The following is a 24,445-nucleotide window of genomic DNA, read 5'->3' on the forward strand; positions in this document are numbered from 1 at the left end:
TCCCCTATGCGCCCCCGCCTGCTGCGATCGCCATTGATCTTGCACCCGAGCCCGCCAGTATTCCTTCTCCGCCCCAGGAGCGGCCGCCCGGGCCACCTCAGGTCGCCACGCCGGAACTGCCCGCACCTGAAAAACCTCCCGAGATCATGGCTCCTCCGTCGCCCGCCCCCCTGCCGCCCGTGCCGGTGCCTGCCAAAATCAAGGTGCCGCCGGTGCGTCGCAAGGTAACGCCCACACCGCCCGTACCGCGCCACGTCGCTCCACTCGTGCCAACGCAGTCGACAGCGAATGCCGCACCCCCACCTTCGGATGCGCCCCCCTCGGCCGTATCGGCCACCAGCGCCAAGGGAGCGCCTTCGACGCGGGAAATGTCACAGGCCAAGGCAAGCTGGCAGGGCAGTCTTCTGGCGCGGCTTGAACGCTTCAAGCGCTATCCGGCACAGGCACAGGCCGAGCATCAGGAAGGAACCGTGATGCTGCGCTTTACGATGGACCGCAAAGGCCATGTGCTCTCGGCCAGTCTCGTCAGACCGACCGGCTATGCCCTGCTGGATGACGAGACCCTCGCGCTTGTCCGGCGCGCCGAGCCTCTGCCCGCCCCGCCCGATACCATACCGGGTGCCACGCTGAGCCTTACCGTTCCTGTGGAATTCTATATGGAGGAACATTGATCGAACGGCCTGACCCTGGATGTCTGGGCGAAAAGGCGACCTGAACGCCGCCGCCCGGAACGGTCTGCAATGATCACATGTCGGGCAGCCTGCCCCGGGTGGGGCCCGCTGTTCTTGCGCGGGCGCCGTCTTGCCCTCACAATACCACCGCATGATGGCAGTAAACCAAAAGCCTCCGCTACGGCACCGACAATACGCCTCCTGTCCAGCTAACCTGACAGCGTGACGGCCTGATGCGCCAAACCCCCGACACCCCAGACACATCGCCTGTCCTGAACGCGCGTCCAACGGCCGACGCGGCAGGGACGACGCCAACCGGCCGGTTTGAGATCATCCCGCCCCCTGATCGCATGACGCAGGACATGGCATCTCCCCCGGCACGACTCGTCCTGACGGGATCCTGGCTTAGTCATGATTCAGCGCTGCCGGACTGCACGGTTGAGGCACTCGCGCCGATGGGCAAGGCCACCACACTGACCTGCGATGTCTCTGGCGTCACGGGCTGGGATACCGGGCTGATCGCATTTTTGTGGGATGTGCGCCGCCTGTGCGATGCGTCACAGCGCGTGTTCGACACTACGTCCCTGCCGCATCCGATGCAGCAATTGCTCGATTTGCTTCCTGATCAGGCTGGCCCCGCGACGCCGAGGAGAAAACCCCGCCAGCCCTTCCTCGAACATGTCGGGGGCAAAGCGATTGATGTATTCGCCGAGACAGGCATCGTTGCCGGCATGGCCTCACGCACGGCGCTGGCCGCGTTCCGCTCGCTGTTCCGGCGTGTTGGCCTACGGCGTAGTGACCTCTTTTCCGATCTGTTCAACGCAGGCCCGTCAGCACTGTTGATCGTCGGGGTCGTCAATTTTCTCGTCGGGGCCATTCTGGCCTTCGTCGGTGCCGTACAGCTGCAGAAATTTGCCGCAGGTATCTATGTCGCCAGTCTGGTCGGCATTGCGACCGTGCGCGAAATGGCAGCGGTCATGACGGCCATCATCATGGCCGGGCGCACAGGCGGGGCCTATGCCGCACGCATATCCACCATGCAGGGCAATGAGGAAATCGACGCGCTGAAGGTTTTCGGCATCTCGGTTTCTTCCTATCTCATCCTGCCCGCCGTGCTCTCGCTCGTCGTCACCATGCCGTTTCTCTATCTCTATGGCTGCCTGATTGGCATGCTGGGTGGTTATGTGGTGGCCATATCGATGCTCGACATCACGAGCCTTGGCTATTTTCATCAGACCGTCATTGCCTTTGGCATCGGCCAGTTCATCTTTGGTTTCATAAAGAGCATCGTTTTTGGCGCATTCATCGGGCTGACGAGCTGCCGCATCGGCCTCAAGGCAGGGCGATCGGCGGCAGATGTCGGTATTGCCGCAACGCGGGCCGTGGTGATTGGCATCGTCGGGGTCATTGCACTCGATGCCATCTTTGCTGTCATCGCCAATAGTCTGGGGGTCTGAGCCATGAGCCACGAGACAGACACACAGCCCCCTGCTCCCGCCATCCTGACAATGCAGGACGTGACCCTCGCTTTCGGCCCCAAAATCATCCAGTCGCATATCGATCTATCGGTGCGGCGGGGCAGCATTTTCGCGGTGATGGGGGGCTCGGGCTGCGGCAAATCCACCCTGCTCAAAAGCATGATCGGCCTGCTGCGTCCCAGTACAGGCCGCTTCATGGTTGGCGAGCAGGACTACTGGAAAGGCACGGATGCCGATCGCACGCAGATCAATCACCGCTTTGGCGTGCTGTTCCAGAGCGGTGCCCTGTGGAGCTCCATGACTGTGGGCGAGAATGTCGCCCTGCCCCTGCAGATGTTCACCTCTCTCGATGCCCGGGCCATCAGACGACTGGTGGAGCTCAAACTCGCTCTGGTGGGCCTGCTCGACGCCATCGATCTCGCACCGTCGGAAATCAGCGGCGGCATGCGCAAGCGCGCCGGCCTTGCACGCGCTCTGGCCCTAGACCCCGATATCCTGTTTTTCGACGAGCCCTCTGCGGGGCTCGATCCGATCACCTCAGCGCGTCTGGATGACCTCATCCTTAATCTGCGTGACGGTCTGGGCGCGACCATCGTCATCGTGAGCCATGAACTGCCCAGTCTGTTCAGTATCGCAGACGATGGCATCTTTCTCGATGCCATCACCAAAAGACCCATCGCGCACGGCTCGCCGCGCTTTCTGCGCGATCACTGCGACGACAGTCAGGTCCATGCTTTCATGAACCGGCAACGCAACGAAGAAGGATCCCCCTCATGAACAGGCAAGCCCTTGTCGGCGCATTCGTGCTGGGTGGTATGGCCCTCATGGTGGCGGCCTTTGTCTTTTTCGGCAATTTCCATCCGTTCACCCATACAGATCGGGCGGTTCTGATCTTTCGTGGGTCAACCAACGGTCTCTCTGTGGGTGCACCGGTCAATTTCCGTGGCGTTCAGGTCGGCGCGGTCGATCGCATTGCCATCGAATACGATCCGAAAAACCGCGAGGCCTATATCCCGGTCTATGTCACGCTGCGACGCGACGATATTCTGGTGGCCGGGCAGAAGCATGGCCATCTTCCGAGCCTGAAAAGCCTCGTCGATCATGGTCTGCGCGGTGAGATGAACCTCAAGAGCTTTGTCACGGGCACGTCGCAGATCGATCTCGACATCTCACCCAATACGCCGGCAATCCTGCATCCCGAACTCACGAACGAAACCGAGATCCCGACGCGCCAATCGTCCATTCAGGCCATTACCAACACCATCACCCATCTGCCTTTGCGCAAGCTTAGCGATGACGCGGCTGCAACAATCGCCATCATGCACCATCTGGCAGAGATGCTCGATGAGCGCCTGCCGGCCCTTGCCGACAACCTGCAACAGACATCGCAGAGCACACGCGCGACACTCGATGCCGCCCATGACATGATCACAGCCGTCCAGCCGCAATTGCTGCGCACCCTGGCCAGCGTGGACCGGCTGGCCACGACCGGGTCCGATCAATTGACGGCGCGCGGGCAGGAATTGCGTCTGCTGCTGCAAAACAGCCGCGAAACCATGGTGACCGCCAACAAGACGCTGTCGAACCTGCAAGGCATGACCTCACCCCGCTCGATTGATCGCGCCAATCTGGATGCCAGCTTGCGCGATATTGCCTCGGCGGCTGCAGCGTTGCGCGGCTTTGCCAATGATGTGGAGCGCAACCCGCAACTTCTGCTGACAGGACGCCGCCAATGAAAACGCGCCAGCTTATTCCGGCCATCGCTCTGGGCCTGCTGACGGGCTGTGCCTCGGCGCCCGTACAGTTCTATACAATTGCCCCGGATCCGGGCACGGCCTTACCGGCAGGCACAGGAACGGCGGTGGTCTATGTTCCGCGTATCGTCATGCCGGACTATCTGGATACACAAGACATCCTGGTCCGTGATGGCAGCCGATTGATACGCAGCAGCAACGGACGCTGGGCCAGCCGCCTGTCGCAATCAGCGACCGATCTGATCGTGGCACGCCTTTCGCAGGACTGGCCGCAACGCACGGTCACGGCCCACTCACCGCTGGAAACCCCGGAGTCACGCCTGAGCATCACAATTGAACGTATGGATCTGACCAGGCAGGGTCAGGCTATTCTGCTCGCCTCATGGACTGATCTGCCCGGCGACGAGTCCCGCCCTGCGCGTCAGGGCCGTGCCAGTCTGACCGTGCAGGGCAGTGTGGCCGATGATGCGGCCAAGGCAGCCCTGCTGCAGAAACTGTTCGAGCAATTGGCTGACCGCATCGCCAGCCCCTCGCCACCGCGCTGAGGCCATTAGTACTGAACCGGCCCTCTGGTAAAATACCCCCAGCGCGGACACCATTGACGGCTCAAGGAGCCTTATCGGGTTGGTGTCGTGCCGCTACTCCAGGGGCCTGACCATGATTCGTCGAGGTTTGATCTGGTCCCTGAGCAGCCAGTGTCAGCCTATCAGGAGAGATCCTATCTGGCGTCTGTCGAACCAAAGCCCGGACAGGCAGTGCGGACGAGACAGCGTCACGCATAAACAGCAACTTACGGCTCACCCCAGTTGCATAAAGCATGTGGGCGCAGGGACTGAAATTCGAGAGCCTGTCGCCAGTCAGACCGTACGTTCCCACCCCGGCTCAATCGAGATCGGCTATGCCTGCGTATTTTACAGCGTCAGAAGTACCTTCATGGCCTCTTTGCGATTTGACGCCAGATCAAATGCCTCTCTCGCCTTATCGAGCGCAAAACGATGGGTCACGAGGGCAGAGAGATCGGCCTTGCCGCTATCGATCAACTCAACGGCGAGGGCAAATTCCTCGCGGAACCGGAATGACCCGACCCAGTTCAATTCACCCGCCACGACCCGACTTTGCGGCAGGGTCACATCGTCGCCGAGACCAAGCTGCACAATGGTTCCGCAAGGGCTCATCAGATCGATCCCGCTCCTGAGTGCCTGCTCATTGCCTGAACACTCGATCATCACATCGACCTGCCCCTTGAGGGCCGCAAGCGCATCAGGATTGTCGCGTCCGTTGATGACCTCGTCCGCCCCTGCTTCGCGCGCAATCACAAGCGGCTCAGGCAGGACATCCGTGACGACCACCCGCCGCGCACCATTCAGCCGCGCAGCGATCGCAACAAGCGTTCCGATTGGGCCGGCCCCGGTGACGAGAACCTTTTTGCCGAGCAATGCCCCTGCCCGATTTACGGCATGAAGCGCGACCGCGAAGGGTTCGGCCAAGGCAAGATCAGCGGGTGATTTCTCAAAACCCCTGACGCATTGCACGGCCTTGCAAACCAGTTCCTGCCGGAAGGCACCGTCCACATGCGGGTTGCGCATGGCGCTGCCGTAAAAGCGCATATCAGTGCAGTGGTTGGACAGCCCCGACAGACACATGGCGCAGTGACCGCAGGCCAGTCCCGGATTGACGGCCACAACATCGCCAATCGCGAGCCCCTGCACGTCCGGAGCTTTTTGCGCAATGCGCCCGGCAACTTCGTGTCCAAGCACCATCTTGTGGCGGATGCGCACCGCGCCAAAACCACCATGATGATAATAATGCAGGTCTGAGCCGCAAATGCCCCCTGCTTCAACACGCACCATGACTTCGCCTGCCCCAAGGGGGGGCGTCTCAAAGGCTTCAAGACGCAGGTCACGGGGTGCGTGAATGACGAGAGCTTGATTCATCGGTCAGGACGGCCTTTCGCAACGGGTGAAGTGAGAAAGGCAGTGATGCGCCACTTGTTCCGGTCGCGTTCGCTCAATTAGCCGTGTTTCCGTCTCGACGACGATCGGCTGACTTTAGAAAAGTGGTCATCAGGCCGGCGAATTCGCCCCCCTCTCCCATAGGTAAGAGACTGTCACATTTATGAGACAGACTGACCGATGGTAAGAGTCGACCCGGCTCGTCCTTTTCACTTCATTCCGAGACGACTCTCGGACGCCTCGCCGGAATGAAAGGACGATCAGTTGCAGGTATGCAGGACCGATTTTGCGCTCGTCACCTGATAGGAGGTGGCCGTCGGATCATTGGCGCAGGCCGCATGATCGATCCCGTTACAGGAAGTGAGAGCGAGTGCGCCCACCAGAAATGCCATCAATTTGCCCATGCTCGGTCCATCCTTTGTTACAGGTCATCAACGCACCAGCCTGCACAGAGTGTCAATCGGGGTCAGTCGAGATCCGCATCACGCCTTGGGGATGGCTGGACTGACGCGATAAAAGAACGCGCAGACCCACGCCCGCAACACCCTCAACGGGCGAACGCCCCTGCAAGAACCGACGACGGCACGAGGGCTGAACAGCTCAGCCTGCCCCCCGAGCCGAAACCGGGCGCCCCTGTGATGCCAGGCGATGAGAGCGGCAAGCCGCGCAAGCTGCGCATGGCGAGAAAGGCGAAGCACTCCGCCTCGACCATATCGCCATTCCACCCCAATGCTTCCACCGGCGCGACCGTGCCCGGCAAATTCTGGCCGAGCGCCTGCATGATCGACGGATTGTGACGCCCTCCCCCGCACACAAACCAGCCACGCGGCACCTCTGGCAGGACGCTTTGGGCAATACTGCGCACCGTGAATGCCACAAGGGTCGCGGCGCCATCCTCTGCCCCCAGGCCCGACACGCGCTCCAGCGCCATCGCAAAAGCCTGCCGATCCAGCGATTTGGGCAGGGGCCGTGCGAAAAAAGGATCGGCCATCAGACTGGCCAGAATAGCCTGATCGACCTGCCCCGCACGCGCCAGAGCGCCATCCCGGTCGCACGCCACGCCTGTATGGCGCAGGGCCCAGTCATCGAGCAGCGCGTTCCCCGGGCCAGTGTCGCCTGCCAGTATGGTCCCATCCGCCCCGACGAAGGTGACATTGGCCACGCCGCCGATATTGAGGATCGCCACGGGCCCCTGCATATCGCCCAGACAGGCCGCATGATACCAAGGTGCCAAAGGGGCGCCCTGCCCGCCTGCCGCGACATCGGCCGAACGAAAATCATGGATGACCGGCAGCCCGGTCAGATGGGATAGACGAGAGGCATCACCCATCTGCCATGTCCGCCCCCGTTCCGGCGCGTGATAGAGTGTCTGGCCATGAAACCCGACAAGATCGGCCGTGCCTTCCTGCTCCAGCACCTGCTGCACGGCCCGCACATGGGCATCGGTCAACTCACGCTCGACCGCCCTGAATTCTTCCGGCAGGGCGTCGAGCGTCTCACCGGCAAAGGCGGCTGCCTGGCCGAACAGGGCATAAACACGCTCACGCAACGAGGCCTCATAAGGCAAACTGAGCGCAGCGCCGCGATACCGTACGCTCACGCCATCCGTCTCGATCAGGGCAGCATCCACCCCATCGAGCGATGTACCGCTCATCAGCCCGATCACGCGCAGAAATCTGCCCGCGCCTTCAGATCTGCCGTCATGCCCCGTTGGGGGCCCGTCATCCTGTCGGGACGGGATCATGAATCGGTCTCTGTCTCGCGGCCCAGTATCGCATGCAGATCACCCCCATGCGTCCTCAGGGCGAGTTCGGCCTCCTCGAGCGTCATGCCGTGACGGAGCAGCACAGCACGTTTGACATTGCCATCAGCCTGTTTCAGCGCATTCCCGATCTCCGCGTCGGTTCCCCCGGCAATGCGGCGCACCATGCCGATCGCACGCCGCGCCAGCTTGGCGTTGGTGACACGCATATCCACCATCAGCCCCTGATAGACATGCCCGAGACGGATCATGAGCGTGGTCGAGAGCAGGTTGAGCGCTGCTTTCTGCGCCGTCCCTGCCTTGAGCCGTGTCGAGCCCGCAACCGCTTCGGCGCCTGTTGGCAGTGCAATGCCAAGCTCGGCCTCACGCAGCAGGCGACCCTCTGCCACGCAGCTTATGCCAATGGTAAGCGCGCCCTTGCTGCGCGCGAAACCGAGCGCCGCGCAACTGTAAGGCGTGTTGCCGCTCGCCGCGATGCCAAACACCACGTCATCGGGACCCACATGGTTGGCGTCCATCTCAGCACAGGCCGCCTTCTCATCATCTTCGGCACCCTCGGCAGCCTGCGATACGGCGGCACTGCCTCCTGCCAGCAGCATCACCAGCTTCTCCGGCGGCCAACCATAGGTGGGAGTCAGTTCCACCCCGTCCTGCATACCTACCCGGCCCGCCGTGCCGGCACCGACATAAAAGAGCCTTCCTCCCCGCCGCAAACGCGGCAGGGCCGCCTCGACGACTGCTTCAAGCGATGGAACAGCCGCCCGGACAAGCGCCGTGGCCGCCATCTGCGCTTCAGCCAGCGCATCGAGGATCGTTGCCGTCGGCCAAAGCTCGATCGTGGCGTAGCGCGGGTCCTGCTGCTCCGTCTGGAGTTTCTCCACAGCGTGCTTCTGCGGAAGGATATCTGACGGTGTTTCAGTCACGTTGGGGCTCCTGACTGGCAGCTTCTGGGCGAGCGGCGCGCTGTCCCGCCAAAGCGCGATACAGCCCCGCGGCGCCAAGGTGAAACAGGATGCCCAGTGGCACAAGCCATGAAAAGGCAATCGCGATACCACGCAACTGACCAACGATCAGTACCAGCGCCATACCCGCAAGGGATGCGACATACCCCACCATGACCGCCCGTGCCCCGAGGCGGGGCAGAAACAGCGCGCAGAGAAACGCCCCCAATGTCGGCCCATAGGACCACCCGGCGATGGTAAGCCCCAGAACAACCGCCGATTTGCTTCCCATCGTGAACAGGGCGGCCCCGACAAGCAGCACAGCCCCCCATAAAAGGGTCATGAAGCGTGGCACAGAGAGCGGGCCAGGCCGATAGCCGATATGCTGCATCGCCTGTTCGATCCACCGACGGGGCCTCGGACCGAAATCAGTCAGGCTTGCCCCGGCCATCGCGTTGAGCGTGGAAGAGAGCGACCCCATCGTGGCGCTCAGCACCCCGGCAATGAGCAGACCGGCAATCCCGGCGGGCAAGGCCTCAATCATGAAATGAGGAAAAAGCGCGTCGGAAGACATCATATGATCCGCAGCAAGGCTGCGTCCTGCACGGGCAACCCAGAGCTGAACCCCCAGAAGGGAGAGAAGCCCGAACAGGGCCGCCACCACAACAGCGCTGCCAATCAGGGCCATGCGGGCTTCCCGCAATGAACGCGCTGCCAGAATACGCTGCACCATGAGCTGGTCTGTGCCGTGAGAAGCAATGGAGAGCACAGCCCCACCAAAAAGGGAGGCGGCGAGGGTGAAGGGATCACCCAGCCAGTTCTGTGCGGTCAGGGGATGAAAGACTGCGAGCTTGCCCGACTGAACGGCCATGGACCAGCCCTGCCCTGCTGCACCAGATCCCGGCGCGCCATGCCCCGCCATGCCGAGCCGGACATACACCACGCAGAACACTGCCCCGAAACCGTAAATGCCAAGCTGGATGGCGTCTGACCACACAACCGCACGAAGACCGCCGAGAATTGTGTAGAACAACGTGAAAACCAGAATAGCGGACAGGACGCTCCAGCGGCCCATAGGCAGCCCGCTTTGCGTGAACAGCCAGACGATGGGCAATGCGCCGGCAAGCAGGCGGATACTCTCGGCCATGAAACGCGTGACCAGAAATGCACCGGACGCCAGACGCTGCATGGGGGGCCCGTAACGCGCGCCCAGCACGGTATAGGCGCTCGTCATCGAGCCCTCGACATAGCGCGGCAGAAACCACAGGGCGACCAGGCCACGCCCGATGAAATATCCCCCGGCGATACCGAGGAAAACCATCCCCTGCGTATAGCCGATACCCGGGATACTGATGAATGTCAGGGTCGATGTCTCGGTCGCCACAAGGGAGAGACACAGGGCCCACCACGGCAGGTCATGATGCGCAGAGAGGAAATCCCGCGACGACCCTGCAGAGCGGCGACTGACACGCCAGACCAGGAAACAAAGCCCCGCGAAATAGAGCAGAATGACAAGACGATCGAGCGGATGCATGGCGTCGGACCCGGCAGAAAGGCGAATAAGTGCCCATGATGGCGAAGAACACCATCATGGCAAGCACGCGGCCTGAGCTTTTCGCCAGTTCAGCCTGTCCGGCCCTGCATCCCGTGGCCCGGGGCGGGTTATTTCTCGATACGGTGGATCATGTCATCGAGCTTGTCCGTCTCGATGGTTCGATTCCGGAACGAGTCGCTTTGCGGGTTGGTAATCTCGATGGTCGGTTTTTCCTCCGCGCTGAGCGTTGCATGACGGGCGGCAAATTCCAGCACATGCCCGCTTATCTGGCGTTCATCGTCGAGAAAATGGAAGTGAAAGCCGGGAACCGAAATGCGACCAAACAGGGCGGGCGTCCAGAAACCGATCAATCGGCCCCTTATCCCCTCGAACCTGTCGATTTTCTGGCTCGCGGCAACAGCTTCAACATCGCGATGCTGATCGTTCTCGCCTGCAGCGCGATGGGGGCGGCGAAGCACGAGATGGTCGAACAGCCCCGTCACGCTGACCGCCATGAAGATATTATCGGGCGCGATCAGGGTGCAAAGCCTGTCATAAACCGTCTCGTGGGTGATGTTCTCGACCTCGACCTGAAACTGAGGCTGAAACGCCGTGATCTGCACGAAAGGGACCGCGTCGTGCTGCGGCAACTCGTGCAAGGGCTCGCCCGCCGTTGCTTCATAAACACGCCCTTCGCAGATCGTGAGTTCGCCATTGAGCCCGGCAGAACAACCGAGACCGAACCCGGTTTCGTGGCAGGCGCATAGCGATGCGATTTTCTGCTCAGCCTGCAGATGTCCGGCCATCAGGGCCCCGATGGTCGAAAACTGGGTAATACGGCTCACGACGGTTACTCTCCTTCCATTCTTCAACGCCACTGCGCAGCGTCATCCTGTCAGGTCTAACGCATCAATCAGGGAATGGTCTGAACCGAGAGGGGGAACGGGTTGAACACCGACCAGCCGGTTCGCTGCACCAGACGCTCAAGCGCGAGCGTTCCGAGCAGGGAATTTCCCTGGCTGTTCAGCCCCGGCGACCACACGGCAACCGAAGCCAGCCCGGGCGCAATGGCCAGAATACCGCCGCCCACGCCGGATTTGCCCGGCAGCCCCACCCGGATGGCAAAGGCACCAGACCCGTCATAATGCCCGCACATCATCATAAGGGCCATGGTGGTACGGGCATCGGGCACAGAGGTGATCATCCGCCCCGAACGCAGATCCACCCCGCCCGTCATGAGGTAACAACCGATTTCAGCCAGTTGACGACACGACATGGTAAGCGCGCATTGGTGGAAATACAGATCGAGCGTGTCCTCGATCGGATTTCTGATATTGCCGAAAGTACGCATGTAATTGGCGAGGGCGGCATTGCGAAACCCCGTATCGCGCTCCTGGCGGGCCATGTTCTCATCGATATGCAGCCCCTGTGGCGCGCCGGACTGCGAAAGCGCAAAATCGAGCAACGCCTGACGCGCACCCAGACGACCCAGCCGGGAGACCAGAATATCGGAAATGACGATGGCCCCGGCATTGATGAACGGATTGCGGGGAATACCGTGCTCGCTCTCCAGCTGGACGATCGAGTTGAAGGCACTTCCCGACGGCTCCTGACGCACGCGGCTCCAGAGCTCGCTTCCCTCCAGCGTGAGGGCGAGGGTCAGGCCGAATACCTTGGAGAGACTCTGGATCGAGAAGGCTTCATCCGCATCGCCGGCCACATGAGCGGTGCCCCCTGCGTCAATGACCGCAATACCGAATTTGGCAGGATCGACGCAGGCAAGCGGCGGGATGTAATCTGCCACATGGCCACGCTCGGTAATCATCTGCATGTCACGCGCGATTTCGGCAACGATGCTGTCGAGATCGGCCATATCCTGTCCTTCCTGCCTTTTCCTGTTCCGTCGTGGGGCCCGCCTTCGTCACGAAACATCGGCCCTTCATCACCCGGTCCAAACAGCCGGCTGAGGCCAGAGACATGACATGCACGAGGGCGGCGCACAATGCCGGATCAGGCGGGCCGCGGTCAGGCACCGTGACGTGATCACAGGACGGCTATGGCCCTATGACACCGCCTCTTTTCTGACTGTGCCATATCGGCGCCACGGTTGAGCTTGCCCGCCTAATCTGCGATGAGAAACCCATGAATGGCGGCAAGACACGATCGGGTAAGGATGCAGGCGGAAAGGCGGATGTAAAGCCGGGCGAGAAGGCGTTTGCCTTGCCGGGTCTGCCTGATAGCGGCGCAGGTGACATGACCCTGCCCGATATCGACACGCAGTCCGAAGGCTTTCGTCTCAATCGGGCGGCGCGGCGCAATGCCCTGATAGAAGACTATGTGGAACTCATTGCCGATCTTCTGGCTGAGGGCCATGAGGCGCGGCAGGTGGATATCGCAACCCGCCTGGGGGTTTCACAGCCAACAGTCGCCAAGATGCTCACCCGCCTTGCCAATGAGGGCTACGTGCATCGCCGCCCCTATCGCGGCGTGTTCCTGACCGAGATGGGGCAGGATGTCGCCAATCAGGCCAAGAACCGTCATCAGATCGTCGAGAATTTCCTCCGCGCTCTGGGTATCAGCGAAGAGACGGTGCGGGTCGATGCAGAGGGGATCGAGCATTATGTCAGTGACGAGACCCTGGCCGCTTTCCACAAGGCGCTTGAAGCAGGCCTGACCGCTTTCATGACGCCATCCCCCCGGTCCTGACCTCGCTTTCTGGCAACCCTGCAACGGGAACGCGGTAGCGCCAGCGCTCCAGCCATCTCATGCCTGTCTTCACCGCCCGCAGCAGCCTTGCGCGGCAGATCGACTGAACGAACACCCTCCCCTTCGGCAGTCCACGCGTTGCTCGCAGGACAGCCCGCCCTGACACGGTAGACGAAGCGTGCATCTCGTTTGGGGTATGGACGGCTGACAACATCCTCTACCGGACGACATCTCTTCGCCCGCCGCGTATCCCTTCCTCCATTCTGCCTGTCTCCCCCCATGACGAGGCTGCGTGATCGGTCCAGACGTTGCCGCTCGCAGTCTCATCAGCCCGCGCGGAAATACCTGCTCAACTTCGCGCCATCAGGACCGTTAGCGTCCACAAAACTGTCCACTCGTGAATATAGTATATTGCATATTTCTAAGCCTTGGGTTTGAGTAACGCATCATGTCCTCTCTTCCACCTGCTCGCGGGACGCATCCCGACCCGGCTCCTCCCGGGCCCAAAGCCCGGCGGTTCGTCCGCGCATTGGGCAGTGAGGGACAAAGCCTGCCGGAAGTCTTCTCATCCGTGCGTCTTGCGCCGGAAGGGTCGGGCTGGATAAGGCGTTTCCTCTCCTTCGTCGGTCCGGGCTACATGGTGGCTGTGGGCTATATGGACCCCGGCAACTGGGCGACCGATCTGCAAGGTGGCGCGCAGTTTGGCTACACGCTGCTTTCGGTCATCATGATCTCCAACCTGATGGCCATTCTCCTTCAGGCCCTTGCAGCGCGTCTGGGTATCGTCACCGGACGCGATCTGGCGCAGGCCTGCCGCGACCACTTTCCGCCCGCTCTGAACCTCGTGCTCTGGCTCACCTGCGAGCTTGCGATCATTGCCTGTGATCTGGCCGAGGTGATCGGCACGGCCGTGGCCCTGCAACTCCTGTTCCATATCCCGCTACTGGCAGGCGCGCTGATTTCGGCCTTTGACGCGCTGATCGTCCTGTTTCTGATGAATCGGGGCTTCCGCTATCTCGAAGCCTTCATTATCGCGCTTCTGAGCATCATCGCCCTGTGTTTTACGGCACAGATCGTGGCGGCAGCCCCCCCTGTGGCAGAAGTGCTGGCCGGTTTCATCCCACGGGCTGAAATCGTCACGCATCCCGCCATGCTCTATATCGCGATCGGCATCATCGGCGCGACGGTCATGCCCCATAATCTCTATCTGCACTCATCCATCGTGCAGACACGTGACTACCCGCGTACCGAGACCGGGCGGCGTGAGGCCCTGCGATGGGCGACACTCGACAGCAGCGTGGCGCTCATGCTGGCGCTCTTCATCAACGCCGCCATCCTGATTGTTTCGGCCGCCGCTTTTCACAATACCGGCCATCAGGACGTAGCGGAAATCGAGGACGCCTATCGCCTGCTTTCGCCCATTCTGGGCATGGGCATGGCCTCAACCCTGTTTGCGGTCGCGCTTCTCGCTGCAGGCACGAACTCGACAGTTACCGGCACACTCGCCGGGCAGATCGTGATGGAGGGGTTTCTTCATCTTGGCCTGCCCCATTGGGCCCGACGCCTCGTCACACGTGGCCTCGCCATTCTGCCCGTCGTGGTGGTCACGGCGCTCTACGGCAATCATGGCGTGGGCACGTTGCTGATTTTCAGCCAGGTCGTCCTGTCGCTCCAGCTACCCTTTGCGGTCATCCCACTCGTGATGTTCGTTTCTGACAAGCGCAAGATGGGTCAATTCACGATTGGCACACCCATGAAGCTGCTCTCCTGGGGCGTCGCTGGCGTGATCCTGCTGCTCAACTTCAAGCTGCTCTACGATACGCTTATGAGCTGATCCCCGCACTTTTCGCCGCGTCATGGCTCAGCCTGCAACACGGCGGGCCATAATGCCTCGGCAATCCCGCATCTTACCGCTTCCTTTCATCTTCTGGCCCCTCAATCCTGCTCAGGACCCTTTCATGTCTCGTCTCGAATTCGAAATTAGCAAATGCTATAATACTGAGTATATGAAATTCAGTAGAGCACTCACTCATAATTCCAGCTTCTGCTGCCGCCCTGCGCTCTGGGTTGGCCTGCCGACGGCCCTCCTTCTTATGGCGGGTACAACCCTTGCCGATCCCGTGCGAAAATCCCCATTGGCATCACCGCCGGAGCCACCTGCGCATCGGGATCGCCCGGCACCGTCTGCCACACATACAGGCCGCCAATCTGTTGCGAGGTCAAAGGACAGGGCAAAGCCGTCGAAAGCAGGCAGCGAGCCTGCCGTGGCAAGTGCCGCCCCTCCCCCGCATCGGGAGGAAATTACTGTCACAGCCCATATGGATCAGGCCCGTGGCCGTCTCGCACCGGGGTTGGGGGCGGTTTCCTATGGCATCGACCAACGGCAGATACAGGTCACACCGGGAGGTGAAAACGCCGCATTCAGCCAGATCCTGCTCCGGCTCCCCGGTGTCGTGATGGACAGCTATGGCGAGGTGCATGTGCGTGGCGAGCATGGCGGCCTCACCTATCGTGTGAACGGCGTCCTGTTGCCTGAGGGGCTGAACGGCTTCGGGCAGGAACTCGATAGTCGTATCATCCAGTCGGTGGACCTGCTGACAGGCACGCTCCCCGCCCAGTTCGGTTTTCGCACATCGGGCGTCATCGACGTCAAGACCAAGAGTGGCGCAACGCTGAGGGAAAACCAGGTCTCACTCTATGGCGGGAGCTACAACACGTTCATTCCGTCACTGCAACTGGGAGGATCGAAGGGCCGGTGGGACTACTTCGTGACGGCCTCCTACAACCGGAACGACATCGGCATTGAAAACCCGACGAACAGCTTTCGCGCCACGCATGACACGACCCAGCAGGGCAAGGCCTTCGGTTATGCCGCCTATCAGATTGACGATGAAAGCCGGCTGAGTTTCCTGACCAGCGCCTCCTACGCCGATTTCGAGCTGCCCAACACAACCGCCCTGCCCATACTTTATCAGTCCTCCACCATTGCACCCGGTGATCCGGACATCCAGTCGCGTCTGTTGCGCGACGGCCAAAGCGAGCAGAACTACTATGCTGTGATGTCCTATCAGCGCAGCACAGAGAATTTGAACCTGCAGATCTCGCCCTATTTCCGCTACGGACGCATCGGCTATCGCAATGACCCGAACAGGGATCTCGCTTTTTCAGGCATATCGCAGCACGAGGTGAATGATTTCACCACGGGCGGTCTGCAAATCGACAATTCCTACGATATTGCCCCCCATCACGTGCTGCGCTTCGGCCTGCTCGCGCAATATACGGCCGAAAAGCTCGATACCGACACGCTGGCCTTTCCTGTTGATGAGACCGGTGCCCAAAGCACGATCGACCCGAGGCGCATCATCGATCATAGCGGAAACTGGGCCGTCGAGGCCGGGGCCTATATCCAGGATGAATTCCACATCACACCGCGCCTGACGTTCAATTACGGGCTGCGCTATGACCGCTTTGCCTCGTCCTTCCATAGTGAGGGACAGGTCAGCCCGCGCGCCAATATGGTCTGGAAAGCCAGCCCGTCGACCACGGTACATTTCGGCTATTCCCGTTACTTCGCGCCGCCCTCGCCGCAATACATATCGGATGCGACGCTTCAGAAATTCGCGGGCACGACCAATGCGCCCGATACGATGCTCAACACACCCACACGGGTTGAGAAATCCCATTACGTCGATGTCGGTATTCTCCAGCATGTCACGCGCGACTATCAGATCACGATCGATGCGTTTGGCAAATGGGCGCATGACCAGGGCGATCTGGGGCAGTTCGGGCGCGCGGTCATTCTTGCACCGTTCAGTTATCGCCGCGGCCGCGTTTACGGGGCGGAAATCGGCAACTCATGGCGTCACGGAGGCTGGTCGGTCTATGGCAATTTCTCCTTCGTCAAGACCTGGGCGAAGGACATCAACTCAGCGCAATACCAGTTCGAGGCAGCAGAACTGGCCTATATCCAGCGCCACGGCATACAGCTCGATCATCAGGGGGAGTTCACCTCCTCAGCCGGGGTCTCCTATGCCAACAAGCATGATATGGCCTATCTCGATTTCCTGTATGGCTACGGCCTGCGCAGCGGCTTTGCCAATCTTGAGAAGCAGCCAGCCTATGCCATTTTCAACATTGGCTACGCCCATACCTTCACGAAGGTGCCGGTTGGGCATTCCCTCAAGGTCAGGGCCGATGTGGTCAATCTGTTCGACCATCGTTACCAGCTGCGCGACGGCAGCGGCGTGGGCGTCACCCAGGCCCAGTACGGCCAGCGGCGGGGCATGTTCTTCTCGGTGGTCAGCAGTTTCTGAACTGGTCAGCAATGCCGGGGCTTCTGCGTGAGGGGTATTGTGCTTTCCCTCACGCAGAAATGAGACCGCGATTTCGACGCTGGCAAGGTTCATGCGTTTAAGATGAGGTTCTGCCCCCTCACCGGAGACCCGTCCATGTCCGAACGCAAGACCGTTTATCGCCCTTATCACCATCCTGCGGGTGGATGGGGTGCGGTCAAGGCAACGGCCAAGGCCCTGCTGGAGCAGAGCGTGGTGGGCAAGGGATCGCGGGCGCTTCTGGCCATGAACCAGCCGGGCGGTTTCAAATGTCCGAGTTGCGCCTTTCCGGACCCCACGCGGCACAAGAAGATCGAGTTCTGCGAAAACGGTGTGAAGGGTCTGGCGGTCGAGGCCACCAAGCGACGCGTCACACGGGAGTTTTTTGCGCAGTACAGCGTCAGCGATCTTGCCGCACAGAGCGATTACTGGCTTGAGGAACAGGGCCGCCTGACGGAGCCCATGCGCTATGATGCCCAGACGGATCACTATGTTCCGTGCAGCTGGCCCGAAGCCTTCGCCCTGATCGGGCAGCATCTGCGGGGACTTACCTCGCCACATCAGGCCGAATTCTACACCTCGGGACGAACCTCGAACGAGGCAGCATTTCTCTATTCCGTCTTTGTGCGGGCCTATGGCACGAACAATTTCCCCGACTGCTCCAACATGTGCCATGAGCCGACAAGTCGCGGCCTTCCGGGTGCCATTGGCATTGGCAAGGGCACAGTGGTCATGGATGATTTCGACCATGCCGAGGCCATTTTCATTGTCGGGCAGAATACCGGCACCAATTCACCGCGCATGATGGGGCTTCTGGCCCATGCCCGCAAACGCAACGTGCCGATCGTTGTGGTCAATCCCATGCCGGAGCGATCGCTCATACGCTTCACTGAACCACAGGATGCCGTGCAGATGGCAACCGGGGGATCGACAGCGATTGCGACCGAATTTGTTCATATCCGGATCGGCGGCGATCTCGCTTTCTTCAAGGGCATGATGAAGGCATTGTTCGAGCGGGATCAGGCAGGCGAAAGCGTGCTGGATCATGACTTCATCACCACCCACACTGAAGGTTTTGCGGCCCTGCGCCAGGAGGTGATGCAGCAGGACTGGGCGGAAATCGAGCGTATTGCTGGTATCGACAAGGCCCAGATCGAGCGCGCAGCCGACATCTATGCCCGGTCGAATGCCACGATCATCTGCTTTGGCATGGGCATTACCCAGCACCAGCAGGGTGCCCGCATGATCCAGCAGATTGCGGCCTTTCTCATGCTGCGGGGTAACTTTGGCAAGAAGGGCGCAGGAATTGCGCCGATCAGGGGCCATTCCAACGTTCAGGGCGATCGCACCGTCGGCATCGATGAAAAGCCAAGCCAGGTCTATCTCGACCGGCTGCGCGATGTCTTTGGTTTCGAGCCTCCGCGGGACCATGGCCATCATGCTGTTGATTCGGTCGAGGCAATGCTTGCCGGTACGGCCCGCGTCTTTATCGGCATGGGCGGCAATTTCGTGCATGCCATACCCGACACACCGCGCGCCTATGAGGCCATGCGCCGTCTGGACCTGACCGTGGGTATCGCGACCAAACTCAACAGAGGACATATCGTCCACGGGCGCGATGCGCTCATCCTGCCGGTCGTGGCCCGCTCGGAGATTGACCGTCAGGCGACCGGCGAGCAATTCGTGACGATCGAAGACGCCATGTCGAACGTCACCGCCTCGCGCGGCGTGCTCGAGCCCGCCAGCCCGGACCTGCTTTCGGAAGTCGCCATTGTCTGTGGCATGGCACAAGCCACTCTACCCGACAGCACCATCCCATGGGCATTGTTCCCGACTGATTACAGTCTGATCCGCGACAAAATTGCGGCGGTCTATCCCGACATCTATGCCGATTTCAACGCGCGCATACGCAACCCTCAAGGGTTTCATCTCGACATTCCGCCGCGTCGTCGCGCGTGGAAAACCCCGACCGGAAAGGCACAGTTCCTGCTCTTTCCGGGCCTCGCCGTCGATGATGCGGTCGATGATCCTGACATGCTGCGTCTTTCCACCATACGCTCTCATGACCAGTTCAACACGACCATCTACAGCATGAATGATCGCTATCGGGGCATCTACAACACCCGCATGGTCGTGTTCATGAATGATGAGGACATGGAAGAGCGCGGCATTACGCAGGAAATGGTTGTCAGCCTGGAAACGATCTCGACAGACGGCATCCATCGCCGCGTGAACGATCTCGTGGCGGTGGCCTATCCCATGCCGCGCGGCGCAATTGCGGGCTACTACCCCGAACTCAACCCCTTGCTGCCTCTCAACCATTTCGACGAGATCAGTGGCACACCCGCTGCCAAATCGATCCCGGTGCGTGTTTTCCTCGCGGAGGGGACATCATGACCACGAGACCGGATAGTCTTGCAGCGGCCCATGTGCTGCGCCACGCCATCGAAATTGGCCCCGAGGGCGATCAGGAGCGGATCGAGCTTGGCATTGCCGAAGAGATACCGCTCACCCTGATTTTCAATGAATTCCATGTTCATGCGGTCATGATGGTGACACCGCTTGATCTGCATGATTTCGTGCTCGGTTTCGTGCTTACCGAGAAGATCATTGCTGCGCCGAGCGATATGATCTCCTGCCATATCGAACGTCATGAGGAACAGCTCACGGCGCATATACGCATCACCGGTGCCGATTTCAGCCGATTGATCCGTCGGGGTCAGCGCCTGTTGACCGGGGGCAGTTCGTGCGGGCTTTGCGGCGTGACCTCGCTGGACGATATTGCCACCGCAACACCGAGCCTGCCTGCGCATAGTATCCCGGTGTCATCCATACGCGCGGCGCTCAATGCCCTGCCAGACCAGCAGGTCCTGAACCAGCAGGTTCATATGGTGCATGCTGCGGCCTGGGCCTCCCCCGATGGCATCATCCATTACGTGCGTGAGGATGTCGGGCGTCATAACGCGCTGGACAAGCTGATCGGCATACTAAGCCAGTCACCAAGGGATCCGGGACGAGGCTTTTGCCTGCTGACCAGCCGTTGCTCATACGAAATGGTTGAAAAAGCACTGACCCTGGGTATCTCGACACTGGTCGCGGTCTCCTCTCCAACCGATCGCGCCATCCAGATTGCCCGCAAGGCAGATATGACCCTGATCGGCAATGCGCGGCGGGATCGCTTCTCTGTATTCTGCGGCGGCCATCGCCTTGTCAGACCCGAAACTCTGGAAATGATGACCACATGACACCCAGCTCCTCACCAGCTTCACAGGAAATTTTCGGTTTCGAGCAGGATTTTGCAGGATCGTTACGTTGCATACCGATGTGCGTGCGAATGAAGCTCGATCTGACAGGTATCAAGCTAAGCCTGCGCCAATGGAGCCAGTTTCTTCCGGACGAACGTCGTGATTTACTGGAACGCGCCTGCGTCACGCCAGACGAGCAAAACCGCTATCACGCTCATCTTCTGTCCCTTATCGCGCAACGCTGTGACGCGCCACCCAAGCCCCTTCCGGCAAATGAGGATCATCTCTGGCGTGATAGCGCGGCGATTCCTGACTGTGTCCTTCAGCAGGCCGCTTCAGATGGAGTCTCTCCGCCGACACGCGAGGCATGGGGCTCGCTGACGTCGCTGCAACGCTTCGCCTTGGTCAAGCTTGCCCGCTCACGCCATGAAAACGAGAATTTCGTTCCGGCAATGCGTGAGTTCGGGCTGTTGACAACTGAGCCCGCTTAATCACGCGTCAAGAAGCGTTGTCAGAGCCAGCAGATCATCGGGCGTATTCACGTTGAAGAAAGGATCCGGCCCCTCATCATCAAAGGGGATGGGGGTCATGTTAATGCGTCGCGCAAAGTTCCAGACGGCCAGTTGACGGTGATCGCCGGATGCCACGCCCGCGCTCAGGTAGTCATCCAACAGGGGCAGAGACGATACGGGCCACAGCGCAACAAGAGGATGGATGCGACCTCGGCTCATGGCACAACAGGGCGGCGCTTCCAGCCGTCTGACGAGATCGTTCGGGACAAAAGCTGTATCCACTGGCACGGTCAATACGGCCGTCTCGCCAAGATCCTGTGCCCATTCAAGTGCCGCAAGCACACCGGAGAGAGGGCCTGCCTCGGTATGTCGATCCTGAAGCTGCGTCAGGTTGCGGCCATAGGCTGTTTCGCAATCGCGTCGTGTCGAGAGCGCAACCAGACCGGTCTGGGGCCGTAACCGGTTAAGGAGCTGATCGATCAGAGCCCCCCTCCCGGCTGGGATGAGCGCCTTGTCCCGATACCCCAGCCGACTGCCTTGTCCCCCTGCCAGAATGACAGCAGGGGTCATGGGCAGGACCTGCTCAGCGTGGACCGCCGGGGGAAACGGGTTGAATGGGTCCGGGAGGTACCGGGTGCGGGCGATAATGATGCCTGTGCGGGCGTACAGGGGGTGGCGGCGGCGGCGGTGGCTGCACCTGCACGGGCCTGAACGGCGGTGGCGCCTCTCCGCGGTTGTAATACGGCCCCTTGTAATTGTTGTTCAGCTGGGATGAATTCAGCTGCTCAATCATGTTGTTGCCAGTCCCGTCCGCATAGCGGTGGGGTGCCGGGCCTTGCTGCGCGAACGCAAGCGAGGGGGCAGCCAGAGAGAGCGCCGAAAGGGCTACCCCCAGAATACGCTTTGACCCGAAATGACGAATCATGGTGTCTTCCCTTTAGCGACGAGCCCGTCCGAGACCGGCATGCCGCGCTGCCAGACCTGAGAAATCAGGTCGATGTCAGATATGGTGCGGTCTGGCGCGCCGTCAATGACAAGGAAGTCAGCTCGTTTCCCGACAGCCAGCACGCCACGATCCTGCAGCCCCAGAAGAGCCGCTGCCTTCTGGGTCGCCAGATTGATAGCCTGCAACGGCGTAAGGCCTGACTGCACAAGCAGGACAAGCTCGCGATGCTCGGCGTAGCCGGGCAGGCGAAGCGGCGTCGCTCCTGAGTCGGTTCCAAACCCGATCTTTGCTCCAGCACGATACAGGGCAAGAACATTGCGTTCGTTCATTGCCAATGCTGCGCGCGCCGCGCTGACCGAAGGTTTCGCCAGACTATCCTTGCGCCATTGCTCATCGGCAATCCTGTCGCGAAGGGCCGGCGACATGGCATCATGTGCGACAGGCTGCCCCAGTGTCTCCGGATGCTCGGCAAAATAATAGGTCGACTCATCCAGCGACAATGTCGGGATATACCACGCTCCGGTGGATCTGATCTGGGTGATGAAGCCCTGATCGACCGGCTTGTCCCGCACACCATGCGCCAGAATATCGGCCCCATGTTGGAGGGCCGTTTTGGCGAGATCCAGATCGTGAATATGGACCGCCACGCGCAGATGGCGTCGGTGGGCCTCCTTGATGGCTGCATCCCAGACAGACGCGCCGAGCAGTGGCAAGGGCGGTTTGCCCGGGTTGGTCAGACGCAGATCATCGAGCCAGATCTTGACGAAATCCGTCCCCTCATCGGCCATCCGGTCCACAGCCTGTCGCGCCTGTTGCGGGGTGGACGGGCGGAAAATCTGGTCACGCCCCATGCCATCAATCATGGCTTCAGGCGGCATCCCGGCAGGTGCACCTATACCCTGATCGACACCGAAAAGATCAGCCCCCTCATTGGCCCCTTCATGCTGCTCGTGACGCAGCTGATCGAACAGGGGGGATTTGTTCAACCCGAGCGACGTCACGGTCAGGACCCCGTAGCGTATGTACTGGTTGAGCGCTGCCAGGATATTGGCGCGTGTGTAGTTGGCCGACGCTGCACTCATCCCGTCCACCAGCCCGACATGACTGTGGTCACTGATCAACGCGGGCATGATTGTCTTGCCCTGAAGGTCGATGATCCTGACGCCCGCGGGCGGTGTCGTGGCCAGGCCTATGATCTGACCATGATCGACCACCATTGCGAGATCGGTGCGTGCCGGCGCGCCTGTCCCATCGACAACACGGGCGTGGATCAGCGCAACCGGCTGGGCCTGGGCCGGTTCGCCGCTGGCAAACGACACACCAAGGGCAGCGATGAGGGAAACCGCTGGAACCGCGAGCCGACTGCGCCTGACCGGTGATAGCGGGACCTGACCGGAATATCGCATGAAAGCTCCTTTATCGCCCTCAGAGGCCCGCCACGCCGCGACAATCCGGGTGGCATACAGGCCATTTGAAGCCACCTCCCGAACGCGGCAGAGCGGCACAGGATCCATTGCCCGTGCAAACGATATCGCATCTGTGAAGCGTTGTTGGCTCTGCGAAAGAAACGGAGCGCCCGCGCATCAGTTAAACAGCGGTATGATGGTCGCCCGGAAACTCGAAAATGACGGGCATGACAGTAAAACAGGAGCGTTTCATGTCACTTACGCCGCAGGTCAAAGCGATTCTTGCCAATTACGAGTCAGATAATCCCGGCACCAAGGCCAATCTTGTCCGTCTGATGAACACGGGCGTTCTGGCTGGCACCGGCAAACTTGTCATTCTGCCCGTCGATCAGGGATTCGAACACGGACCCGCCCGCTCCTTTGCAGCAAACCCTCCGGCCTATGACCCGCATTATCATTTTTCGCTGGCGATCGAAGCCGGACTTAATGCTTTTGCAGCTCCCCTCGGGATGCTTGAGGCTGGTGCTTCGACCTTTGCCGGTCAGTTGCCGCTCATCCTCAAATGCAACAGCTCGAACTCGCTGGCCACCGAGAAGAACCAGGCCGTCACCGGCACGGTTGCCGATGCCCTGCGGCTGGGCTGCTCGGCCATCGGCTTCACCATCTATCCCGGCAGCGAATACTGCTTCGATCAGATGAACGAACTGCGTGAACTGGCCCAAGAGGCGAAGGCCGCTGGTCTTGTTGTCATCGTCTGGAGTTACCCACGCGGCCCGATGCTGGACAAGGCTGGCGAAACCGCCATCGATATCTGCGCCTATGCAGCGCATATGGCCGCTGAATGCGGGGCGCACATCATCAAGGTCAAACCTCCGACAGACGCGCTTTCCTTGCCGGCAGCCAAAAAGGTCTATCTCGATCAGAAGATCGACATCTCGACCATGGAGGCTCGTGTGCGCCACGTCGTACAGTCAACCTTCGCCGGGCGTCGCATCGTGATCTTCTCGGGCGGTGAACATGAGAGCACCGAGGCCCTGCTGGACACCATCCGCGGCATCCATGCGGGCGGCGGGTTTGGCTCGATCATCGGCCGCAACACATTCCAGCGCCCGCGTGAGGAGGCTCTTTCGCTTCTGTCGACCATCACGGGCATTTTCAAAAGCTGAAGGCCCCCTGACTGTGGCGGCGGCCTTTCGACAAGACCGTC

General features: G+C 60.7%; 22 protein-coding genes. 12 read left to right on the forward strand and 10 right to left on the reverse strand.

Going from position 1 to position 24,445, the window contains the following annotated elements; genetic code table 11:
* From ED655_RS13000 to ED655_RS13020, 5 genes are all read left to right on the forward strand, one after another.
* Window positions 1-671: energy transducer TonB (locus ED655_RS13000; RefSeq protein WP_162993521.1), on the forward strand; the 671-nt coding region annotated here is incomplete at its 5' end.
* 350 nt (window positions 672-1,021) lie between these two features.
* Window positions 1,022-2,128: an ABC transporter permease gene (locus ED655_RS13005; RefSeq protein ID WP_122050582.1), complete on the forward strand. Its 1,107-nt coding sequence runs from the start codon at window positions 1,022-1,024 to the stop codon at window positions 2,126-2,128.
* Window positions 2,129-2,131: 3 nt separating this feature from the next.
* Window positions 2,132-2,926, forward strand: a complete 795-nt coding sequence (locus ED655_RS13010; RefSeq protein WP_122050529.1) for an ABC transporter ATP-binding protein — start codon at window positions 2,132-2,134, stop codon at window positions 2,924-2,926.
* Window positions 2,923-3,885, forward strand: a complete 963-nt coding sequence (locus tag ED655_RS13015) for an MlaD family protein (RefSeq protein WP_122050530.1) — start codon at window positions 2,923-2,925, stop codon at window positions 3,883-3,885. Before ED655_RS13010 ends, ED655_RS13015 begins: the two co-directional genes overlap by 4 nt.
* Window positions 3,882-4,448, forward strand: coding sequence for a PqiC family protein (locus ED655_RS13020; protein ID WP_122050531.1), 567 nt, complete (start codon window positions 3,882-3,884; stop codon window positions 4,446-4,448). The genes ED655_RS13015 and ED655_RS13020 overlap by 4 nt, the downstream gene beginning before the upstream one ends.
* Before the next feature lie 366 nt (window positions 4,449-4,814).
* Here ED655_RS13020 and ED655_RS13025 read toward each other — a convergent pair whose 3' ends face one another.
* The 7 genes from ED655_RS13025 to ED655_RS13050 form a co-directional block, all read right to left on the reverse strand.
* A complete protein-coding gene (locus ED655_RS13025; RefSeq protein ID WP_122050532.1) occupies window positions 4,815-5,837 on the reverse strand; it encodes an L-idonate 5-dehydrogenase in 1,023 nt (340 codons plus the stop codon).
* A gap of 278 nt (window positions 5,838-6,115) precedes the next feature.
* The gene (locus ED655_RS15620) at window positions 6,116-6,259 is read right to left on the reverse strand and encodes a hypothetical protein (RefSeq protein WP_023979983.1); all 144 of its coding nucleotides are present in this window, start codon (window positions 6,257-6,259) and stop codon (window positions 6,116-6,118) included.
* A 143-nt stretch (window positions 6,260-6,402) separates the two neighbouring features.
* Complete coding sequence (locus tag ED655_RS13030) at window positions 6,403-7,599, reverse strand: anhydro-N-acetylmuramic acid kinase (RefSeq protein ID WP_122050533.1); 1,197 nt, start codon at window positions 7,597-7,599, stop codon at window positions 6,403-6,405.
* A complete protein-coding gene (locus tag ED655_RS13035; protein ID WP_240993663.1) occupies window positions 7,596-8,540 on the reverse strand; it encodes an N-acetylmuramic acid 6-phosphate etherase in 945 nt (314 codons plus the stop codon). Before ED655_RS13035 ends, ED655_RS13030 begins: the two co-directional genes overlap by 4 nt.
* Complete coding sequence (locus ED655_RS13040) at window positions 8,533-10,092, reverse strand: sodium:solute symporter (RefSeq protein WP_122050534.1); 1,560 nt, start codon at window positions 10,090-10,092, stop codon at window positions 8,533-8,535. Before ED655_RS13040 ends, ED655_RS13035 begins: the two co-directional genes overlap by 8 nt.
* Before the next feature lie 128 nt (window positions 10,093-10,220).
* Entirely contained in the window at window positions 10,221-10,937 is a 717-nt protein-coding gene (locus ED655_RS13045; RefSeq protein WP_122050535.1) for an acetolactate decarboxylase, read from the reverse strand.
* 68 nt (window positions 10,938-11,005) lie between these two features.
* Window positions 11,006-11,965 (reverse strand): glutaminase, encoded by a 960-nt coding sequence (locus ED655_RS13050; protein ID WP_122050536.1) that lies wholly within the window; start codon window positions 11,963-11,965, stop codon window positions 11,006-11,008.
* 380 nt (window positions 11,966-12,345) lie between these two features.
* Between ED655_RS13050 and mntR the strand changes: the two genes are divergently transcribed.
* The 6 genes from mntR (at window position 12,346) to ED655_RS13080 (ending at window position 20,865) form a co-directional block, all read left to right on the forward strand.
* Entirely contained in the window at window positions 12,346-12,798 is a 453-nt protein-coding gene (gene mntR, locus ED655_RS13055) for a manganese-binding transcriptional regulator MntR (RefSeq protein WP_031241733.1), read from the forward strand.
* A gap of 448 nt (window positions 12,799-13,246) precedes the next feature.
* Window positions 13,247-14,632 carry an Nramp family divalent metal transporter gene (locus tag ED655_RS13060; RefSeq protein ID WP_122050537.1) on the forward strand — a complete coding sequence of 462 codons (1,386 nt, stop codon included), beginning with the start codon at window positions 13,247-13,249 and terminating at the stop codon, window positions 14,630-14,632.
* A gap of 484 nt (window positions 14,633-15,116) precedes the next feature.
* Complete coding sequence (locus ED655_RS13065; protein ID WP_408735683.1) at window positions 15,117-17,111, forward strand: TonB-dependent receptor; 1,995 nt, start codon at window positions 15,117-15,119, stop codon at window positions 17,109-17,111.
* Between the two features lie 135 nt (window positions 17,112-17,246).
* Complete coding sequence (locus tag ED655_RS13070; RefSeq protein WP_122050538.1) at window positions 17,247-19,526, forward strand: FdhF/YdeP family oxidoreductase; 2,280 nt, start codon at window positions 17,247-17,249, stop codon at window positions 19,524-19,526.
* Window positions 19,523-20,374, forward strand: coding sequence for a formate dehydrogenase accessory sulfurtransferase FdhD (gene fdhD, locus ED655_RS13075; protein ID WP_122050539.1), 852 nt, complete (start codon window positions 19,523-19,525; stop codon window positions 20,372-20,374). Before ED655_RS13070 ends, fdhD begins: the two co-directional genes overlap by 4 nt.
* Window positions 20,371-20,865 carry a nitrate reductase associated protein gene (locus tag ED655_RS13080; protein ID WP_122050540.1) on the forward strand — a complete coding sequence of 165 codons (495 nt, stop codon included), beginning with the start codon at window positions 20,371-20,373 and terminating at the stop codon, window positions 20,863-20,865. Before fdhD ends, ED655_RS13080 begins: the two co-directional genes overlap by 4 nt.
* Here the strand turns inward: ED655_RS13080 and ED655_RS13085 are convergent, their stop codons facing one another.
* Genes ED655_RS13085 through ED655_RS13095 form a run of 3 tightly spaced genes read right to left on the reverse strand, consistent with a single transcriptional unit; the run spans window position 20,866 to window position 23,238 of the window.
* The gene (locus tag ED655_RS13085; RefSeq protein WP_122050541.1) at window positions 20,866-21,456 is read right to left on the reverse strand and encodes a molybdenum cofactor guanylyltransferase; all 591 of its coding nucleotides are present in this window, start codon (window positions 21,454-21,456) and stop codon (window positions 20,866-20,868) included.
* A gap of 13 nt (window positions 21,457-21,469) precedes the next feature.
* Entirely contained in the window at window positions 21,470-21,811 is a 342-nt protein-coding gene (locus tag ED655_RS13090) for a hypothetical protein (RefSeq protein ID WP_122050542.1), read from the reverse strand.
* A complete protein-coding gene (locus ED655_RS13095) occupies window positions 21,808-23,238 on the reverse strand; it encodes an amidohydrolase family protein (RefSeq protein ID WP_122050584.1) in 1,431 nt (476 codons plus the stop codon). The genes ED655_RS13090 and ED655_RS13095 overlap by 4 nt, the downstream gene beginning before the upstream one ends.
* Window positions 23,239-23,489: 251 nt before the next feature.
* On the opposite strand from ED655_RS13095, the gene ED655_RS13100 reads away from it, so the two are divergent.
* The gene (locus ED655_RS13100) at window positions 23,490-24,404 is read left to right on the forward strand and encodes a class I fructose-bisphosphate aldolase (protein ID WP_122040136.1); all 915 of its coding nucleotides are present in this window, start codon (window positions 23,490-23,492) and stop codon (window positions 24,402-24,404) included.
* The last annotated feature ends 41 nt before the right edge of the window (window positions 24,405-24,445 follow it).

Source organism: Asaia bogorensis (assembly GCF_900465345.1).
Lineage (GTDB): Bacteria > Pseudomonadota > Alphaproteobacteria > Acetobacterales > Acetobacteraceae > Asaia > Asaia bogorensis_A.

What these genes read in the sequence shown, in the direction of transcription:
- ED655_RS13005 (WP_122050582.1), top strand. Translation starts at nt 1,022, where the DNA reads ATGACGCAGGACATGGCATCTCCCCCGGCACGACTCGTCCTGACGGGA.
- ED655_RS13010 (WP_122050529.1), top strand. Translation starts at nt 2,132, where the DNA reads ATGAGCCACGAGACAGACACACAGCCCCCTGCTCCCGCCATCCTGACA.
- ED655_RS13015 (WP_122050530.1), top strand. Translation starts at nt 2,923, where the DNA reads ATGAACAGGCAAGCCCTTGTCGGCGCATTCGTGCTGGGTGGTATGGCC.
- ED655_RS13020 (WP_122050531.1), top strand. Translation starts at nt 3,882, where the DNA reads ATGAAAACGCGCCAGCTTATTCCGGCCATCGCTCTGGGCCTGCTGACG.
- ED655_RS13025 (WP_122050532.1), bottom strand. Translation starts at nt 5,837, where the DNA reads ATGAATCAAGCTCTCGTCATTCACGCACCCCGTGACCTGCGTCTTGAA.
- ED655_RS15620 (WP_023979983.1), bottom strand. Translation starts at nt 6,259, where the DNA reads ATGGGCAAATTGATGGCATTTCTGGTGGGCGCACTCGCTCTCACTTCC.
- ED655_RS13030 (WP_122050533.1), bottom strand. Translation starts at nt 7,599, where the DNA reads ATGATCCCGTCCCGACAGGATGACGGGCCCCCAACGGGGCATGACGGC.
- ED655_RS13040 (WP_122050534.1), bottom strand. Translation starts at nt 10,092, where the DNA reads ATGCATCCGCTCGATCGTCTTGTCATTCTGCTCTATTTCGCGGGGCTT.
- ED655_RS13050 (WP_122050536.1), bottom strand. Translation starts at nt 11,965, where the DNA reads ATGGCCGATCTCGACAGCATCGTTGCCGAAATCGCGCGTGACATGCAG.
- mntR (WP_031241733.1), top strand. Translation starts at nt 12,346, where the DNA reads ATGACCCTGCCCGATATCGACACGCAGTCCGAAGGCTTTCGTCTCAAT.
- ED655_RS13060 (WP_122050537.1), top strand. Translation starts at nt 13,247, where the DNA reads ATGTCCTCTCTTCCACCTGCTCGCGGGACGCATCCCGACCCGGCTCCT.
- ED655_RS13065 (WP_408735683.1), top strand. Translation starts at nt 15,117, where the DNA reads ATGGATCAGGCCCGTGGCCGTCTCGCACCGGGGTTGGGGGCGGTTTCC.
- ED655_RS13070 (WP_122050538.1), top strand. Translation starts at nt 17,247, where the DNA reads ATGTCCGAACGCAAGACCGTTTATCGCCCTTATCACCATCCTGCGGGT.
- fdhD (WP_122050539.1), top strand. Translation starts at nt 19,523, where the DNA reads ATGACCACGAGACCGGATAGTCTTGCAGCGGCCCATGTGCTGCGCCAC.
- ED655_RS13080 (WP_122050540.1), top strand. Translation starts at nt 20,371, where the DNA reads ATGACACCCAGCTCCTCACCAGCTTCACAGGAAATTTTCGGTTTCGAG.
- ED655_RS13085 (WP_122050541.1), bottom strand. Translation starts at nt 21,456, where the DNA reads ATGACCCCTGCTGTCATTCTGGCAGGGGGACAAGGCAGTCGGCTGGGG.
- ED655_RS13090 (WP_122050542.1), bottom strand. Translation starts at nt 21,811, where the DNA reads ATGATTCGTCATTTCGGGTCAAAGCGTATTCTGGGGGTAGCCCTTTCG.
- ED655_RS13095 (WP_122050584.1), bottom strand. Translation starts at nt 23,238, where the DNA reads ATGCGATATTCCGGTCAGGTCCCGCTATCACCGGTCAGGCGCAGTCGG.
- ED655_RS13100 (WP_122040136.1), top strand. Translation starts at nt 23,490, where the DNA reads ATGTCACTTACGCCGCAGGTCAAAGCGATTCTTGCCAATTACGAGTCA.